This is a genomic window from Neotabrizicola shimadae (assembly GCF_019623905.1).
GTDB classification, from domain to species: domain Bacteria; phylum Pseudomonadota; class Alphaproteobacteria; order Rhodobacterales; family Rhodobacteraceae; genus Neotabrizicola; species Neotabrizicola shimadae.
In genome coordinates this window covers 3,962,009-3,976,674 of the sequence record NZ_CP069370.1, presented here as the reverse complement: position 1 = coordinate 3,976,674, position 14,666 = coordinate 3,962,009, and the positions used below count along the sequence as shown (strand labels likewise).

The following is a 14,666-nucleotide window of genomic DNA, read 5'->3' as shown; positions in this document are numbered from 1 at the left end:
CCAGCCCATCATGGCCCGACGACCCCAACCATGGCGGGCCTTGCGTCCAGCCCGATCTCCTCGAAGGACAGGACCGGAACGGACAAACCCTTGGCGGCCACCACAGTTCGAAGAAACCGCCGCCGCAGCGAAGAGGTGACGATCGCCGGCTGAATGCTCCTCTCGGCCGCCCGGTTCACGCGGTCGGCGATTGCGGTCGCCAGCCTGGAAAACTGGTCCGGTGGCAGGGCCACGTCACGGTGACCACGCTCGCCATCGATCTGGTACGTCGTGAACAGGCGTTCCCACTCCGGCGCAAGCTGGACCAGAGGGATTGTCCCGTCCTCGCGCCGAAGCTCTGCAACCAATTGGAAACCCAGCCTTTGTCGTACGTGTTCGCACACGAGTTCCGGTGAAGGCAGGCCCCTTGCCTCCGCAATCGCCTCCATGATCAGGGGCAGGTTTCGGATCGAGACCCGCTCCTCCAGCAGCAGTCTCAACACGGCATGCAGCAGTTCCACGGGAACCTTGTCAGGGACCATGTCATCAAGGAGCTTTCTGTTGGCAGCAGACCGGCCGCTGTCAGAAACATTGACAAATTCGTCAAGCAAACGCCGAAGGCCCCTGAGGGACAGCAGTCGAGGAAGGTTACCCCGCACCGTTTCAAGAAGATGGGTCGCCAGCACCTCGGCCGCCGTGACCACCGTCAGGCCGGATATCGCGGCCTCTTCCTGGAGATCGGTCCTTATCCATCTTGCCGGCGCGCCATAAACGGGCTCGCGCACATCAATGCCATCCGGCGCCTCATGGCCCTCGGAAAGCAGGGCGAGGGCGCGATCCGGATAGAGCCTGTTTCGGACACGCTCCACGCCTTGAATCCGAATGCGATAGGTGCCCGGCGGCAGGGAATGATCATCGGTCAACCTGATTTCGGGCAAGATCAGGCCCTGCGCGGCGGCGACGTGGTTGCGCATGCTGGCAATTCGCGCGTCAAGGCCCGTTGCCGGATCAAGCGCCATTCCGACCAGATCGGGTGCGAACTCGATATGAATCTCGTCAAAGTCCAGAAGATCTCCGACAGGACGGGCCGGTGGCGGGGCAACGACCGTTTCGGGCGGTCGCTTCTGCCGAACCTCCCGTGCGAAGCCGCGCAAGGCCATCCAGCCCAGCAAGGCGGCACCGGAAATGAACGGCAGGAACGGCATGGCCGGAACAAGGGAAAACAGCGCCATGACGGCTGCGACGGTCGCCAGGGCCGCGGGGTATTGGCCAAGTTGGCCGAAGAACGAGGCATCCGCGGCCCCCGTCGCACCACCGCGCGACAAGAGCAAGGCCGCTGCGACGGAAATGATGACGGCGGGAATCTGGCTGACCAAGCCATCACCGACAGTCAGGATGGCATAGGTGGAGAAAGCCTCTGAAAACGCCATGCCGTGAAGGGCGGTTCCAAGCGCCACGCCGACAATCAGGTTCAGTGCCGTGATCATGAGCCCTGCGACAGCGTCACCCTTCACGAACTTCGATGCGCCATCGAGAGAGCCAAAGAAGGTCGTCTCTGCAAGTTCCCTTTCGCGTCTGGCTTTCGCTTCTTCATGCGTAATGGCGCCTGCGGCCATATCTGCGTCAATGGCCAGCTGTTTGCCGGGCATGCCATCCAGCGCAAAGCGCGCGCCAACCTCGGCCATCCGACCGGCACCTTTTGTGATGACCACAAAATTGACAATCAGCAGGACACAGAAGATCACAAGCCCGATGACAAGATTGCCGCCCATGATGAATTCGGCAAAGCCCTCGATCACATGGCCGGCGGCGCCCGTTCCCGTGTGTCCCTGGCCGATGATGAGTTTCGTGGACGCGACATTCAGCGAAAGACGCAGAAGCAGCGAAGCGAGCAGGATTGTCGGGAAGGCCGAGAAATCGAGAGGTCGCTCAACGAAGAGCGTTATGGTCAGCATGAGGATTGCGATGGCGAAGGACAGTGCGAGCCCGATGTCGAGAACCCATGCCGGGACCGGCAGCACCATGATGACGATGACCGCCATCAGGCCGAGTGCAAGCCCGACCGTTGGCTGCATCAGTCCCGCGAGGACCGTCGACCTCATGGTGCCAACACCGGACCGGCGACCTGCCCCATAGGAACAAGGTCCATGAGACCGCGTGTTTCGGGAACCAAAGATCCATGCCGACCGACACCAAGCCCGGATACGAGCAGCGGAAACGGGTTCGAAACTCCCTCGATCACCATTTCTTGCCCCGGTGGTCCCGTCATGCCGTCAATAACGTCTTGCAGCCTGGCCAGATATGGCGTCGCGTGGTCAGCGTCGCGTGAATGAAAGGCACCGGCGGCAAGGCGCCAGTCACCTGTCTCTGCATGCAGGCGCAGCAGGAAACGCGCCGCATAAAGAGCGTTTCGCGCGGGATCAAACATCGCCTGCAACGACGGGAAAGATGCGCCGTGCCAGCGATAATTCAGTTGGAAGCAGCCGATATCGACATTTGTCACACCCTCATCCAATATCACTTGGACATGGGTGATGGCGTCGGACTCAGTTTCAAACCAATACCCTTCACCCGACTGGTTCACGGCCCATGGCCAGGGCTGAACTGTTCCGTCATTGTTTCGCCCAGTCTCGGCCCGCGTCAGGGCGAGCAGGAGCCTCTCCGGAACCCCGGTTGCCTGAGATGCTTGAATTGCCGCCCGATCACACAGGGCAGAGGTGTCGGCACTGGCCGGCACAGAGGTGGTCAGCGCAGGGAAGACGGAAAGGGCAATCCCAAGTCGAAGCATCGGCACATCTCTGGGCAATACTCTGCTGCTCCAGACTGGCGGGCATAGCTTTATGAAGAGTTAGCGAAAATCGCCTGAAGCCTGTTCCGTATACGTCATCAGGCCCGTGATCGCCCTGCGCGTGGCTTCAGCGGATTCCAGTACGACCTTGCCTTTGGCCAGCAAACCGCCTTGGACGGCGGCCTCGTCAGAGACGGCCTGAGAGGCAAGTTCCTTCCATGGCGATTCGCCATCTGCCGCGACCTCTTCCCAGTCTCCCAACCACGCGGCCATCCTTGGCGTCGGCTCGGATGGCGCAACCAGCCGGTCCGAGCCAGCCGAGAAGAGCTGCGCCGCAGCCAGACTGCGCAGCTCTTCCGCGCCCTCTTCCAGACTGCCTGCCAACAGGCGAAGTGCGGCCCGCGCGTCACCGGTCAGGAGGGCGGCCCGTGCCCCGACGAGTGCATCCGCTGGGGGCGTTCCCAGCCATTCGAGTGCGGCCGAGCCAAGTCCAAGATCGACCAGACGGCTCGCCAGCGCAATTCGGGTGTCGTCCGACAGCGATTTCGTCATGTCGGGTGGCGCGCCGACAGCATGGAGAAGGACCGTGTCGTCGTCCGCCGTCGCCAACAAACCCCAGACGGCCTCGTTGGCTGACGGCGCTGCGGTCAAGCCGTCGATTGCTGATCCGAAGCTGCCGGTGAGGGCCTGTGCGAGCACAAGCGCACGACGAAGCGGCGGCTCGGATCCGGTTCCGCTGTATTCAGTGACCAGAGCCTCGAGCCTTTCTACAGTATGGGCATCCATGCTTCGCTTCAGGAGCGCGTTGGCCTCCACCTGCGCTATCAGCGCCTCCATGCTTCCAGTCCCCCCATCGGGACTGCGTTCCAGCATGTCGAGTGCGGCCTCCGGATCGCCCACCTGAAGCTCCAGCTCGGCCGCCGATGTCAATACTGCACTCGGCAAGGGTCCAGGTGCACGCTCCATTGCGGCCTGAATGTCCGCAGCAGAAGCGGCTTCGCCGACAGAAATGAGTCGCCTGACAAGATCGGGGCCCAGTTGCTGCCTCAGGTGGCGCGGCAGCGCCGAAAAACCTCGCCGGATCGAAGGCATGTTGGGGCGCGTCAGACTAACTGAATCGGTTGCCATGACCGCCCACATCGCAATGGCGCCGTCGCAGGATTCCTGCCCGGCCAGTACGCCGTTTCCCACCGGATCAGCATCCATGATTCCCGCAAGCTCAAGGTAAAGCGCATCATGTCCGCCATCCGGCAGCGGCATGGCTTCGACCAGTCGCCGGGCTTCGATCCCGAACCCCGCATAAAGGAGCCTTTGGACCGCCCGATTCCGGCGCTCTGCATTGGGCACATCGAACTCGTCAGGTGAAGCGGTGGCTTCGGCCAATTGCTGCCATATAGGTCGATCGTCCCCCCAATTTGCAATGTCGACGAGTTCATCTGCGATGCACTCACCTCCTTTGGCGGCAAGGCGCTTCGGTTCGTCGGGCGAAAGGGTGATATCGATGCCGCGATCGAAAGGATAAACTGCCAATGCCGCTGGCGTCTCACCACCTTCCCCTGCCTTCTCGCGGCGGACTGGCGCAAAGTCGACAAGACCACGGGCCGCGCCCCGGGCGAGTTCGACGGTCAGAGCCTCTGCAAGACTGGCAGCAGCGTCAGACGATGACAGGCCGTGGAACGGATCGGCTGTCGGAATGCGAACCGCGCGTGAGACTGCTCTTGCCCACTCTGGTCCGAGAATGACGACTTCTGGCGGGCGCGCCTGCGGACGCGGAGGTTCGATATCTGACAGGATTGCAAGCTCACCGAAAAGGATCGCCTGTTCGAAAATCGATCCGGGAGGTGGAGCCCCATCCCGGACGTCGATAACGATCATCCCGTCCCCTTCCTGGGTGGCGAAAGCATGACAGGCGCAAGATACGCGCATCCGCAGTAGCCCGTTCTGCGGATCTACCCAGATTGCGGCTATTCTCGATCGGTCAATCAGACGAAAGGCATCGGTCAAGTCAAAGCGCCCCGATCGCCCGAGTTGCAGCCCATAGCCTTCCGGCGTGCGCCCAAGCCGCCAGCTTTCGCCAGGTTTGCCAAGCACGACCAGCCTTGTGAATCCGTCATGATCGCCGGAAACCACGCGCAGGCTCTGGGCAAGAGTCGGACAGGCCGAGGCGAGCATCGTCAACACGGCCACAACGAGAAGCAACCTCCTCACGCTGCCTCCTGCTTCAGAACCTTCAAGGCGGATTCAAGCTCTGCAAATTCTGGACGTTTTCCGTGCGGGATATTCTGGCGGCCCACCTCGATACAGATGTTTGCCGGGTGCCTGTGCAGGTTTGCAATCAGAACCTCACGGATAAGCTGATAGAAGTGCCTGTCTTCCTCGACCACAGCATTCAGGCGCGTTGCCAAGGGCCCCACGATCCCATAGGCAAGGAATACACCGAGAAAGGTGCCGACCAGGGCGCCACCAATCATCTTGCCCAGAATCTCGGGGGGTTGGTCGATCGAGCCCATGGTCTTGATCACCCCCAGGACAGCAGCGACGATGCCGAGGGCAGGCAGGCCGTCAGCCACTGTCTGCAGGGCATGCGAGGAATGGAGCGCATGGGTGTGGCTGGCCTCCATGCGCTTGTCCAGCACCTCTTCGACTTGATGCGGATCATCATAATTCATCGAAGCCGCACGCAAGGTATCTGCGATCAGGTTTACGACATCATGATCAGCCTGGATACGCGGATATCGCGCAAAAAGGGACGATTCGCTTGGGCGCTCGATATGCTCTTCCAATGCCACGGGGTTCGAGCGGGCAAGGCGGATTATCTCAAACAGAAGACAGAGGAGCTCACGGTAGTCGGCCGGTTTCCACTGAGGGCCACGGAACACGCGCCCGATATCCTTCAGGGTTTGCTTGACCGCCGCGGGATCGTTTGACAGAAGGAATGCTCCGACAGCCGCGCCGCAGATCATCACCATTTCGAAGGGAAGCGAATGAAGGATGATCTCGATCTTTCCTCCGGCAGCAATATAGCCGCCGAAGACCATCACGAAAACCACCACTATGCCGATTGCGCCGAACACTTCGTCCCCCAGGTGACCTCTCTCCAGCCTTTCAGGCCGGAGTTAAGGAACCCCTTCCATCACTCGGTCGGTGCGCGTGCATTCCGTCCGGCTACGACGACGCTGATGGCATAGGCGGCCTGCGGCGGAAGCCCCGACATGATGGCCGCTGCCGCATCTGGCTGCATCCGAGCCAGGAAGCCGGCTGCAAACTCGGGGGCCATCGATCCGAACAAAGCCGCGGCGTCGGCAGGCTTCATCGCTTCGTAGACCCGAGTCAGTCGGGCCAGATCGTCCTCGGCGGCGCTGTCGACCAGAGCGACCGTTGCCCGCAGGCTTTCTTCGGCTTGCGACAGTTCTTCCAGCCGAACATCAAGTGCCGCATTGGCGAGGCTGATCGCCGCCTCTCGGTCGCGCAGTGCATCTTCCTGCAACTTGACCTGCTCCTCTCGGGCCAGTAGCGCCTTTGCAAGCGCAGCGGGTGGCTGTGGACAGTTTGTCGCCGTAGGGGCGCCTTCGTCGGCCGGGCTGGCCGGAACCATTGCGAGCGCCGCGCCAATCGCCTGGCCAAGGTGCAGTGCGCCACCCACTGCAAGTGTCAGCGCGAGGAGCAGGGGGGCGCCTAGTCCGATTCCCGTGCTCTTCCTCATTCTGCCGCCTCGGAAGGCATTTCGCTGCTGCGAGCCAACTTGCGGCGCACGAACCTCAGCCTCTTGTCTTCGTCCGGCGCAAGTGGTTCGTCCGCTGGGGTGGCGTCTGGCAGGTCGTGCAACGCAGCCACCAGAAGTTCCAGCCTGGCCGAGGCCTCTTCGGCGCGTTGGGTCAGATCTTCGAGAGATGACGCTGAGCCCGTGGCCGCAGTGCGTGCCTGGTCCAGCAGGCGCGTCATGTCGTCGACCTGCGCTGACAGCACGGCGATCGCGCCGCCCATGCCATGTTCCAGCGTGGTGAAGCGACGCAATCGGCCCGCGAGGACATAGCAGTAGAAGGCCGCTCCGAAGGCGCCTGCCGCAAGCAGGATATCGGCAATCATGCTCATCGGGTTCCCCTAGTTCACGACGAATTCGGCAACCAACAGATCACGCACCCGGCCCTCGCCCGTCACCATCTGGATCCGCCGCAGCAATTGTGCGCGCGTTCGTATCAGAGCCGTCGGTTCATCGAGTGACGCCGCGTCCACCGCGCGAAGGTAGCCGTTCAGGACGTCGACGATCCGCGGCAGAAGGGCCGCGACCTCGGCCTCATAGGGCTGATTCACCTCCAGCTGTGCCCGAAAGCGCAGATGCCTGTCCGACCCACCATGGCCAAGCGAGACGACAACCGGATCGACCGGCACGAAGGCAATCACCGGCAAGGTCTTTGCCCCCTTCGCATGACTGCCGTTCTGGCCGGGAACAGGCAGAACACCCGTATAGGCGGCGTAGAATCCAAAGGCCCCCGTCAGAACTGCAAGCAAGATAGCACCCGGCAAGAGAAGCTGCGTTCGGCGCCTGCCCGTCTTGCCCTTGATTGAGTCCCCGACATCTGCGGCCATGTCATCCCCCGTTTCAAGACGACGATAGACCGGCGAGAGCTAACCGAATCTTAAGCCTGGCAAGGGAGCGTCACGGAGGCAGGCAGAAGCCTGCGGAGGATTCGAACGTGAACTATCCCCTGTCGCTGTGGTCAGGACTGAGCCAGACACGCCGCTTGATCGTGATCGCGGCAACACTTGCCATGTTCACCGCAATCCTCGGCATCGCGCGCATTGCGTCACAGCCCAACTACACCCTGCTTTACGCAGGGCTTGAAGAGGCGGCAGCCGGCGACGTGATGGCTGCCCTGGACCAGCAGGGCGTCGCCTATGAAATCCGCGGCACCGCGATCTATGTCGATGACGCGCTCCGTGATTCGCTGCGCCTCTCTCTCGCCGCACAAGGTCTTCCGGCCAACAGCGGCGAGGGCTACGAACTGCTCGACGGGCTGTCCGGGTTCGGCACGACATCACAGATGTTCGACGCTGCCTACTGGCGTGCGAAAGAAGGCGAGCTGGCCCGCACGATCCTGGCCATGCCGATGATCCGCGCGGCCCGCGTTCACATCGCCCAGTTGCCCGACAGCGTCTTCCGCCGTGACGGCCACCCGACCGCCTCGGTATCGGTAACCAGCGCCTCGGGGAGCATGGACGCCGCGCAGGCTCAGGCTTTGCGCCATCTCATTGCCTCTGCGGTGCCGGACATGCGACCCGAGGATGTCGCGGTGATCGACTCGGTCGGGGGCCTTGTCCCGCCTGCGGGCGAGGGCGCAGGCGCGCCGGGTGCGGCTGTCGATCGGGCCGCCGAACTGCGCCAGAACGTAGAGCGTCTGTTGCAGGCGCGTGTGGGCCCGGGGCGATCGGTCGTGGAAGTGTCGGTCGACCTTGTCACCGAGCGGGAGCGCCTGTCCGAGCGCCGCTTCGATCCGCAGGGCCGTGTCGCGATCTCGTCGGACACAGAGCAGAAATCCGGGACCAGTCAGCAGGGAGAGTCCGGGGTCACCGTGGCGTCGAACCTGCCGGAGGGCGACGCAGCCTCGGGCCAGACCGATCGCACCCAGAACAGCGAAAGCAGGGAGCGGGTGAACTATGAGGTATCAGAGACGCAGCGCGAAGTCGAACGCCTGCCAGGTGCGATCCGGCGACTGTCCGTTGCCGTTCTGGTCGACGGAGAGCCTGTCACGGCCGAAGATGGCACGGTGTCCATCCAGCCGCGCGGCGAGGAAGAACTTGCCGCGTTGCGTGATCTTGTCGCCTCGGCCGTCGGCTTCGACGAATCCCGGGGAGATACCATCACGCTGAAATCGCTGCCTTTCCCGGCCATCTCGCAAGACGGCACCCTGGCCGAGGCAGGGCTCTTGCCAGAGCTCTCCTCGGTCGACCTCGTTCAGCTTGCTCAGGCCGGCGTCCTCGCGATCGTCGTCCTGGGGCTTGGCCTGTTCGTCCTCCGGCCGGTCCTGCTTTCAGGGCGGCGGCTGCCTGAAGTCACTTCGGCCTCCGCCCCCCTGGCTTTGCCGGGTCTTGACGATGAGGCACCACGCATCCTCAACGGTGTGATCGAGGAGGACGAAGCGCCGCTCGACATGATCGGGCCGCAAGACGGGATGGGGCAGGCAACCCAGCCTGACCCGGTGGCCCGCCTGCGCCGCCTGATCGAACAACGCCAGACCGAAACTGTAGAGATCCTTCGTGGCTGGATGGAAACCGGCGAGGATACAGTCTGATGGCGCTTCGGCTCGAAGTGTTTGAAACCAGCGCAGGGAAGTCCTCATCGACGGTGACCGTCGAAGCTGATGCTCTCGAAGAAGAGCGGCTCGAAGCCTTCGACAAGGGCTATGCAGCAGGGTGGGACGATGCCACCGCCTCACAGGCGGATGATCAGGCCCGCATCCGGGCCGACCTTGCCCGTCATCTGCAATCCCTGAGCTTCACCCATGCTGAAGCGCGCGCCCATGTCCTTTCGGCGCTCAAGCCGCTCCTGCTGGAGATTGTCTCGCATCTGCTGCCAGAAACGGCGCGCGCGACCCTCGCACCGCTGGTGCTTGACGCATTGATGCCGCTTGCCGAAACCATGACCGATCAGCCGATCGTCCTCGTCTTGAACCCGGCCGTGCGGCCAGCGGTCGAGTCTCTTGTTGGTCAGGCGACCGGCATGCCGCTTGACCTGAAGGAAGAACCCAGCCTGGGCGAAGGGCAGGTGTACATCCGACTTGGCACGGAAGAGGCGCTGGTCGATCTCGACCGCGCGATCACCGATATCGCCAAGGCGGTGCATGGTTTCTTTGATCTTGCCGAAAAGGAAATTCAGCATGGATGACAGCGCGAAGTTCAACCCGTTCTCCCAGATCCCGATCGAGATCACCATTTCGGTCGGAAAGGCCCGGCCGCTGGTTCGCGATCTTCTCCGGCTCGGCCGCGACGCGGTGCTGCCCCTGGACCGTCGCGTCGACGATCCTGTCGAGCTTTATGTGGGCGACAGGCTCATTGCACGCGGGGAGCTGCAGGAGCTTGACGGCGACCAGGCCGGAATCCTGGCCGTCCGCTTGACAGAGGTTGCCGACTTGCGCGGTGGGCTTTGATGCATCGCCGCCTTGCCTGGGCGCTTCTTGCCGTGACCGTGATGGCAGCCGGGCCCGGCATGGCACAGCAGGTCACGGTCGACATGGGTCAGGGCGGTTCGCTTGCCGGTCGCGCGGTTCAGCTCATCCTGCTCATCACGGTGCTGGGTCTGGCGCCCGGCCTGATCGTGATGGTCACCTGCTTTCCGTTCATCGTCACCGTCCTTTCGATCCTGCGACAGGCCATCGGTCTGCAACAGGCTCCTCCGAACATGCTGATCGTCAGCCTGGCGCTGTTTCTGACCTGGTTCATCATGGACCCCGTCTTCACCGAGGCATGGAACGTTGGCCTGGGTCCGCTAAGTCGGGATGAAATGGCCATGGACGAGGCCCTCCTCGCGGCGATTCAGCCATTTCGCGGCTTCATGGCTGGCAGGATCGACCCGGATACCTTCTTCACCCTCGCTGAACTCCGGCCGGCCCCGCCGACGGCAGTGGCGGATGCGCCACTGTCACTTCTGATTCCGTCCTTTATCCTTTCCGAGATTCAGCGTGCGTTCGAAATCGGCTTCCTTGTCTACCTGCCCTTCCTCATCATTGATCTCGTCGTTTCCGCGGTCCTGATGTCCATGGGCATGATGATGGTGCCACCGGCCGTGGTTTCGCTCCCGTTCAAGCTTGCCTTCTTTGTCGTGGCCGATGGCTGGAGCCTGATCTCGGGGGCGCTCGTTCGCAGTTATATCTAGCCCCACGACGCCTGCGGGTGGCAGGGACAAGGCCCAACTGGCGGCCGATGACCGGACACCGTACCAACTCCATTGGTCCGTCTGGTTCAGATCGCATGCAGGGGCCGGAACAGCAGAACTCGCTAGTGGCAGCGAAGAATGCTTCGCCCGCGACAAGGGTTCCGCGTGGCCGTCCATTTTGATGCCTGTTTATCGCCAAATCACCTTGGCGCAGGCACCCACCAAAGTGGCGTGAGCGGCCACAGAACGTCAAACCGGCCAGCACACGGCCGCACCAAAGGAAGACGGTTCACCCTGAAGTCCGTCACGAAGGGGTCAGCCAAATCTATCGAGGCTCCCAAGGCCTTTCGAGTTTCCGACGTCAACATCTCGGTCGATGGGACGGTGGACCAAGCCAAGGCGCGAAGCGCGCCTCGCGTGGCTACCGCTCGGTTGCTGTTGGCCTTCCACAAGTGCGGCCCGCTCAGTCAGTTCACCACGAACTCGGCGTGAAGCGCACCCGCGGCGTGGATGCTCTTCAGGATGTCGATCATGTCATGCGGTGTGACGCCCAAGGCATTCAATCCCGCCACCACATCAGACAACGAGGTGGAAGAAGGAAGCTCGGCCAGGCCCGTGCCGGTCTCTTCGATCCCGGCCGAAGTACGCGGGACCACCATGGTCTGGCCATTCGCGAAAGGATTCGGCTGCACCACCATGGGTGCCTCCTCTACCGTCAGTGTGAGGTTGCCCTGGGCCACGGCAACAGCGGATATTCGGACATCTGCCCCCATGACGATGGTTCCGGACCTCGGGTCAACCACGACCCGAGCCCGTGCCTGGGGTTCGACCGGCAAGCCTTCGATCCGCGCCATGATTTGCGCCGGCGATCCAAGCCGGCCATCCCCAAGGTTCAGCGTCACCGTGCCTGCATCCGTCATGGCCGCGATCCGCCGCCCGACGGCGCGATTGATGACTGTCTCTATGCGCGCGGCCGTCGTGAAATCTGGTGTGCGCAGCGCGAGTCGCATCACGGACAGCTTGGAGAAATCAAAGTCCACCTCGCGTTCGACCCGCGCGCCAGAGGGGATCGTCCCCGCCGTCGGGACACCCTGGGTTACACTGGCGGCCTCCCCCTCGGCCGAAACGCCACCGGCGATCACGGCCCCCTGCGCCACGGCGTAGATCTGGCCATCCGCGCCGTTCAGAGGCGTCATCACAAGTGTTCCGCCCAACAGGCTTTGCGCATCGCCAATGGCCGAGACCGTGACGTCGATCCGGCTTCCCGTTCGGGCAAAGGGGGGCAGATCGGCGGTCACGAACACGGCGGCCACGTTGCGGGGCCGCATCTCTTCGCCCTCGACGTTGATGCCCAGCCGTTCCAGCAGATTGGCCATCATCTCCTCGGTGAAGGGAGAATTGCGCAATCCATCCCCGGTGCCATCCAACCCGACGACGAGGCCATAGCCGACGAGGTCGTTGCCCCGGACGCCGTCGTATTCCACAAGATCCTTTATGCGCACGGGCGATGCCGCCACGGGCGCCGCAAGGAGCAGGCAGAAAAGCGCAAGCCGCATCATCGCAGGTAGTCCACAAGGCTCAAGCGCGACAGCCGCGCGGTGACGGCGTAGAGCGTTTCCAGCTGGCTCTGGGCCGATTGCAGGCGTGTTGCCGTTTCGTAGGGATCGACACCGATCAGCTCGACCCGGGCAATCTCGGTGGCCGAGATCCCGGCTTGCACCTCGATCCCGGCCTCGGCAATCGCCGCCTCGGCGACACCCAAGCGCGCGGCAAGTGCAGTCCGGGAGGTCTGCTCGCCGATCAGCTGTTCTCCCGCGCGCTTGGCCAGGTCTGCCCTTGCCACCTCTGATCCGGAGAGAATGCCGCGCTGCAGCAGGCCCGCAATGGCGAGCCCGGCCAGCGTGCCCCGCAGGTCCGGATCGGAAGCCGTCACCTCCAGCCGGGCGGTATCGGACGTGCCGATCTGAACCGGCGCCAGCGCCTGGCCGCCCTGATAGGCCTGGGCCTCGAAGCCGGCGGGATCGGAGAACCAATCGTTTACCAGCGTCTGGACCTCATCCGCGCTGGTGGCTGTGGACACGAGTTGCTCCAATCGATCCAGGATTTCGGCCGCACTGGCCGTTGCCGGACCCTGCGGACGAACGCCCGCAAAGATCGACCGGTCGCCCAATCGGGTATTCAGTGCCGATATCGCCGCTTCGAAGCGATACTCGCCTTCCCCTATGGTGGCCGCAGATTCCGCCTGCGTGGCCGTGCTGGCCGCAAGCAGAAGCAGGTTTCCATAGCTCGCCGCCGATCTATCCAGTTTGTCCAGCGCGGTCTGCATGGTCTGCGCGGTGCTTGCAGCGGTGGCGATGTTGGTCTTCCACGCCCCGAAGCGTGCAAGGTCGGCCTGAAGGCCGGCCAGTGGACCAAGGTCCCCGTCGAGATGGGCGCCTGCATCTCGGGTGATGCCGGTAACCGATTCGGTCATATAGCGGTCGATGTCGCTCTTGGTGTCGGTCGTCAGCCGCCGCAAGGCGGCCGCCATGGCGCCGTCTCCGAAGCCGACCGACCTCATGCGCCCAACTCCAGCAGCATCTGGATCAGTTGGTCCACGGTCTGGACCACCCGCGCATTGGCGCCGTAGGCCTGCTCGATCGCCAACAAATCCTGCATCTCTCGGTCCGTGTCGATGCCCCCCTGTAACTCAAGCTCGGTCAAGGTCGACAGGCGTGCAGCCGAACTGACGGCATCTTCTTCTGCATCCAGGCGGTCGTTCACCGTCATCGAAGCGAGGGTTGCGCCAAGGGTCGCGAAACTGCGCTGGCCACTCAGGTAGGCGGTCGAGCCGGTGGGGCGCGGCTCTGTCAAGGCTGCAGACATGGCAGACAGGATGGTACCATTCCCGGTGGCGCCCTGCGCCGAGGCATTGATGCCGTCACGAAGCCGCCAGACCGCGCCTCCCTGAACGGGATCCACGGCCGCATTCACCGCCAGCCGCTGCGCCAGGCCTGTCTCGTTCAGCGGATCGAACCGGGCACCGGCATCAGTGAACAGACCTGCGTCACCCGCCCCTAGCGTCGGGTCGACAGTGGCAGACGCAAACCGTTCGACAAGGTCGCGCGCCAGCCCGTCCAGACGGGCTTGCGCTTCCGGGGCAAGCGTGTCGCGTATGGCGAAATCGGCTGCCAGGGTTCCACCGGACATCAGCCCCGCACCATTCGACATGTTGATCGCCACGCCGTTCAGCGCCAGCCCGGACAAGGCGCCGCTCGCCAGCGACATGTCGGCTGTGATCTGTGCCGTTGGCCGAAAGCCGATCTCTGCAGGTCGGCCATCCAGAAGGGCCGCGCCGCCTGCCGTGAAGAGCGCGATCTGCCCATCGTCCCGCTCGACCTCGCGCAGAGGCACAAACTCGGCCAGCCGGTCCACCAATTGCTGGCGCTCATCCATCAGCCCGGTGGCGTCACGGTCAGCGGTCGTCAATGTCCGGATGCGTTCGTTCAGGTCTGCCACCTGCCGGAGGCCCGTGTTCAAACGGTCCACGCCCTGGGCGATGCGCGCATCCGCCGATATGCGCTCAGCCTGGACGCTCTCGGCGGAGGAAGATATCTGTGACGCCAGCTTGCGCGCGGCTGCGACGGCGTTGTCGAGAAAGCTGTCGCTGTCGGGCTGACCGGACGCCGTGATCAGCGCTGCCTCCAGCCGTGCAATCCGGTCGGTCAGCGAGCCTGCGCTGGTGACATCGCCGATCCCCGTTTCCATCGCAATCCTGAAACCGGCGATGCGGCCCGATGCGCCGGCCCCGGCCTCTGCGCCGCGACGGTCTGCGAGCAGGGCCCGGTCCACATCGCGGCGCAGGTCGGACACGCGCACCGTGGCCCCCGACCCGTCCGCGCCGTGCGAGCTGAGCACGACCTCGCGCCGCACATATCCTGCGGTCTGGGCATTGGCCACGTTCGACGACACGACCTCTGTCATGCGCGAAAGAGCCGCGAGCCCGGAAAAGGCGCTGGTCAGGCTGGCCGAAAGGCTCATTCATGCCCC

The 14,666-nt window shown here is 63.4% G+C and carries 14 protein-coding genes; 4 read left to right on the top strand and 10 right to left on the bottom strand.

What is annotated here, in order from left to right; translation table 11 throughout:
* Nucleotides 1-8 precede the first annotated feature (8 nt).
* From flhA to JO391_RS19260, 7 genes are read right to left on the bottom strand one after another with little or no spacing between them, the layout of a single operon-like run.
* Entirely contained in the window at nucleotides 9-2,081 is a 2,073-nt protein-coding gene (flhA, locus tag JO391_RS19290) for a flagellar biosynthesis protein FlhA (protein WP_220662024.1), read from the bottom strand.
* On the bottom strand, nucleotides 2,078-2,767 hold the full coding sequence (locus JO391_RS19285) for a lysozyme family protein (RefSeq protein WP_220662023.1): 690 nt from the start codon (nucleotides 2,765-2,767) through the stop codon (nucleotides 2,078-2,080). Before JO391_RS19285 ends, flhA begins: the two co-directional genes overlap by 4 nt.
* A 60-nt stretch (nucleotides 2,768-2,827) precedes the next feature.
* Nucleotides 2,828-4,945: a hypothetical protein gene (locus tag JO391_RS19280; protein WP_220662022.1), complete on the bottom strand. Its 2,118-nt coding sequence runs from the start codon at nucleotides 4,943-4,945 to the stop codon at nucleotides 2,828-2,830.
* Nucleotides 4,946-4,971: 26 nt separating this feature from the next.
* Nucleotides 4,972-5,841, bottom strand: coding sequence for a flagellar motor stator protein MotA (gene motA / locus JO391_RS19275; protein ID WP_220662021.1), 870 nt, complete (start codon nucleotides 5,839-5,841; stop codon nucleotides 4,972-4,974).
* A gap of 59 nt (nucleotides 5,842-5,900) precedes the next feature.
* Complete coding sequence (locus tag JO391_RS19270; RefSeq protein ID WP_220662020.1) at nucleotides 5,901-6,470, bottom strand: MotE family protein; 570 nt, start codon at nucleotides 6,468-6,470, stop codon at nucleotides 5,901-5,903.
* A complete protein-coding gene (locus JO391_RS19265) occupies nucleotides 6,467-6,859 on the bottom strand; it encodes a hypothetical protein (protein ID WP_220662019.1) in 393 nt (130 codons plus the stop codon). Before JO391_RS19265 ends, JO391_RS19270 begins: the two co-directional genes overlap by 4 nt.
* Nucleotides 6,860-6,868: 9 nt before the next feature.
* Nucleotides 6,869-7,276, bottom strand: coding sequence for a flagellar basal body-associated FliL family protein (locus tag JO391_RS19260; protein ID WP_375155676.1), 408 nt, complete (start codon nucleotides 7,274-7,276; stop codon nucleotides 6,869-6,871).
* 185 nt (nucleotides 7,277-7,461) lie between these two features.
* On the opposite strand from JO391_RS19260, the gene fliF reads away from it, so the two are divergent.
* The 4 genes from fliF to fliP are packed head-to-tail and all read left to right on the top strand — an operon-like array spanning nucleotide 7,462 to nucleotide 10,637.
* Nucleotides 7,462-9,057, top strand: a complete 1,596-nt coding sequence (gene fliF / locus JO391_RS19255) for a flagellar basal-body MS-ring/collar protein FliF (protein ID WP_220662017.1) — start codon at nucleotides 7,462-7,464, stop codon at nucleotides 9,055-9,057.
* Nucleotides 9,057-9,650 carry a FliH/SctL family protein gene (locus JO391_RS19250; protein WP_220662016.1) on the top strand — a complete coding sequence of 198 codons (594 nt, stop codon included), beginning with the start codon at nucleotides 9,057-9,059 and terminating at the stop codon, nucleotides 9,648-9,650. Before fliF ends, JO391_RS19250 begins: the two co-directional genes overlap by 1 nt.
* The gene (locus JO391_RS19245) at nucleotides 9,643-9,912 is read left to right on the top strand and encodes a FliM/FliN family flagellar motor switch protein (protein WP_220662015.1); all 270 of its coding nucleotides are present in this window, start codon (nucleotides 9,643-9,645) and stop codon (nucleotides 9,910-9,912) included. Before JO391_RS19250 ends, JO391_RS19245 begins: the two co-directional genes overlap by 8 nt.
* Nucleotides 9,912-10,637, top strand: a complete 726-nt coding sequence (gene fliP / locus JO391_RS19240; protein ID WP_220662014.1) for a flagellar type III secretion system pore protein FliP — start codon at nucleotides 9,912-9,914, stop codon at nucleotides 10,635-10,637. Before JO391_RS19245 ends, fliP begins: the two co-directional genes overlap by 1 nt.
* Before the next feature lie 467 nt (nucleotides 10,638-11,104).
* Here fliP and JO391_RS19235 read toward each other — a convergent pair whose 3' ends face one another.
* From JO391_RS19235 to flgK, 3 genes are read right to left on the bottom strand one after another with little or no spacing between them, the layout of a single operon-like run.
* Entirely contained in the window at nucleotides 11,105-12,196 is a 1,092-nt protein-coding gene (locus tag JO391_RS19235) for a flagellar basal body P-ring protein FlgI (protein WP_220662013.1), read from the bottom strand.
* A complete protein-coding gene (locus tag JO391_RS19230) occupies nucleotides 12,193-13,197 on the bottom strand; it encodes a flagellin (protein WP_220662012.1) in 1,005 nt (334 codons plus the stop codon). The genes JO391_RS19235 and JO391_RS19230 overlap by 4 nt, the downstream gene beginning before the upstream one ends.
* Complete coding sequence (gene flgK, locus JO391_RS19225) at nucleotides 13,194-14,657, bottom strand: flagellar hook-associated protein FlgK (RefSeq protein WP_220662011.1); 1,464 nt, start codon at nucleotides 14,655-14,657, stop codon at nucleotides 13,194-13,196. The genes JO391_RS19230 and flgK overlap by 4 nt, the downstream gene beginning before the upstream one ends.
* Nucleotides 14,658-14,666 lie beyond the last annotated feature (9 nt).

Bases quoted from the DNA above. Each gene is read 5' to 3' on its own strand.
- JO391_RS19245 (WP_220662015.1), top strand. From the start codon at position 9,643: ATGGATGACAGCGCGAAGTTCAACCCGTTCTCCCAGATCCCGATCGAG.
- fliP (WP_220662014.1), top strand. From the start codon at position 9,912: ATGCATCGCCGCCTTGCCTGGGCGCTTCTTGCCGTGACCGTGATGGCA.
- JO391_RS19250 (WP_220662016.1), top strand. From the start codon at position 9,057: ATGGCGCTTCGGCTCGAAGTGTTTGAAACCAGCGCAGGGAAGTCCTCA.
- JO391_RS19285 (WP_220662023.1), bottom strand. From the start codon at position 2,767: ATGCTTCGACTTGGGATTGCCCTTTCCGTCTTCCCTGCGCTGACCACC.
- flhA (WP_220662024.1), bottom strand. From the start codon at position 2,081: ATGAGGTCGACGGTCCTCGCGGGACTGATGCAGCCAACGGTCGGGCTT.
- JO391_RS19235 (WP_220662013.1), bottom strand. From the start codon at position 12,196: ATGATGCGGCTTGCGCTTTTCTGCCTGCTCCTTGCGGCGCCCGTGGCG.
- JO391_RS19265 (WP_220662019.1), bottom strand. From the start codon at position 6,859: ATGAGCATGATTGCCGATATCCTGCTTGCGGCAGGCGCCTTCGGAGCG.
- JO391_RS19270 (WP_220662020.1), bottom strand. From the start codon at position 6,470: ATGAGGAAGAGCACGGGAATCGGACTAGGCGCCCCCCTGCTCCTCGCG.
- JO391_RS19230 (WP_220662012.1), bottom strand. From the start codon at position 13,197: ATGAGGTCGGTCGGCTTCGGAGACGGCGCCATGGCGGCCGCCTTGCGG.
- flgK (WP_220662011.1), bottom strand. From the start codon at position 14,657: ATGAGCCTTTCGGCCAGCCTGACCAGCGCCTTTTCCGGGCTCGCGGCT.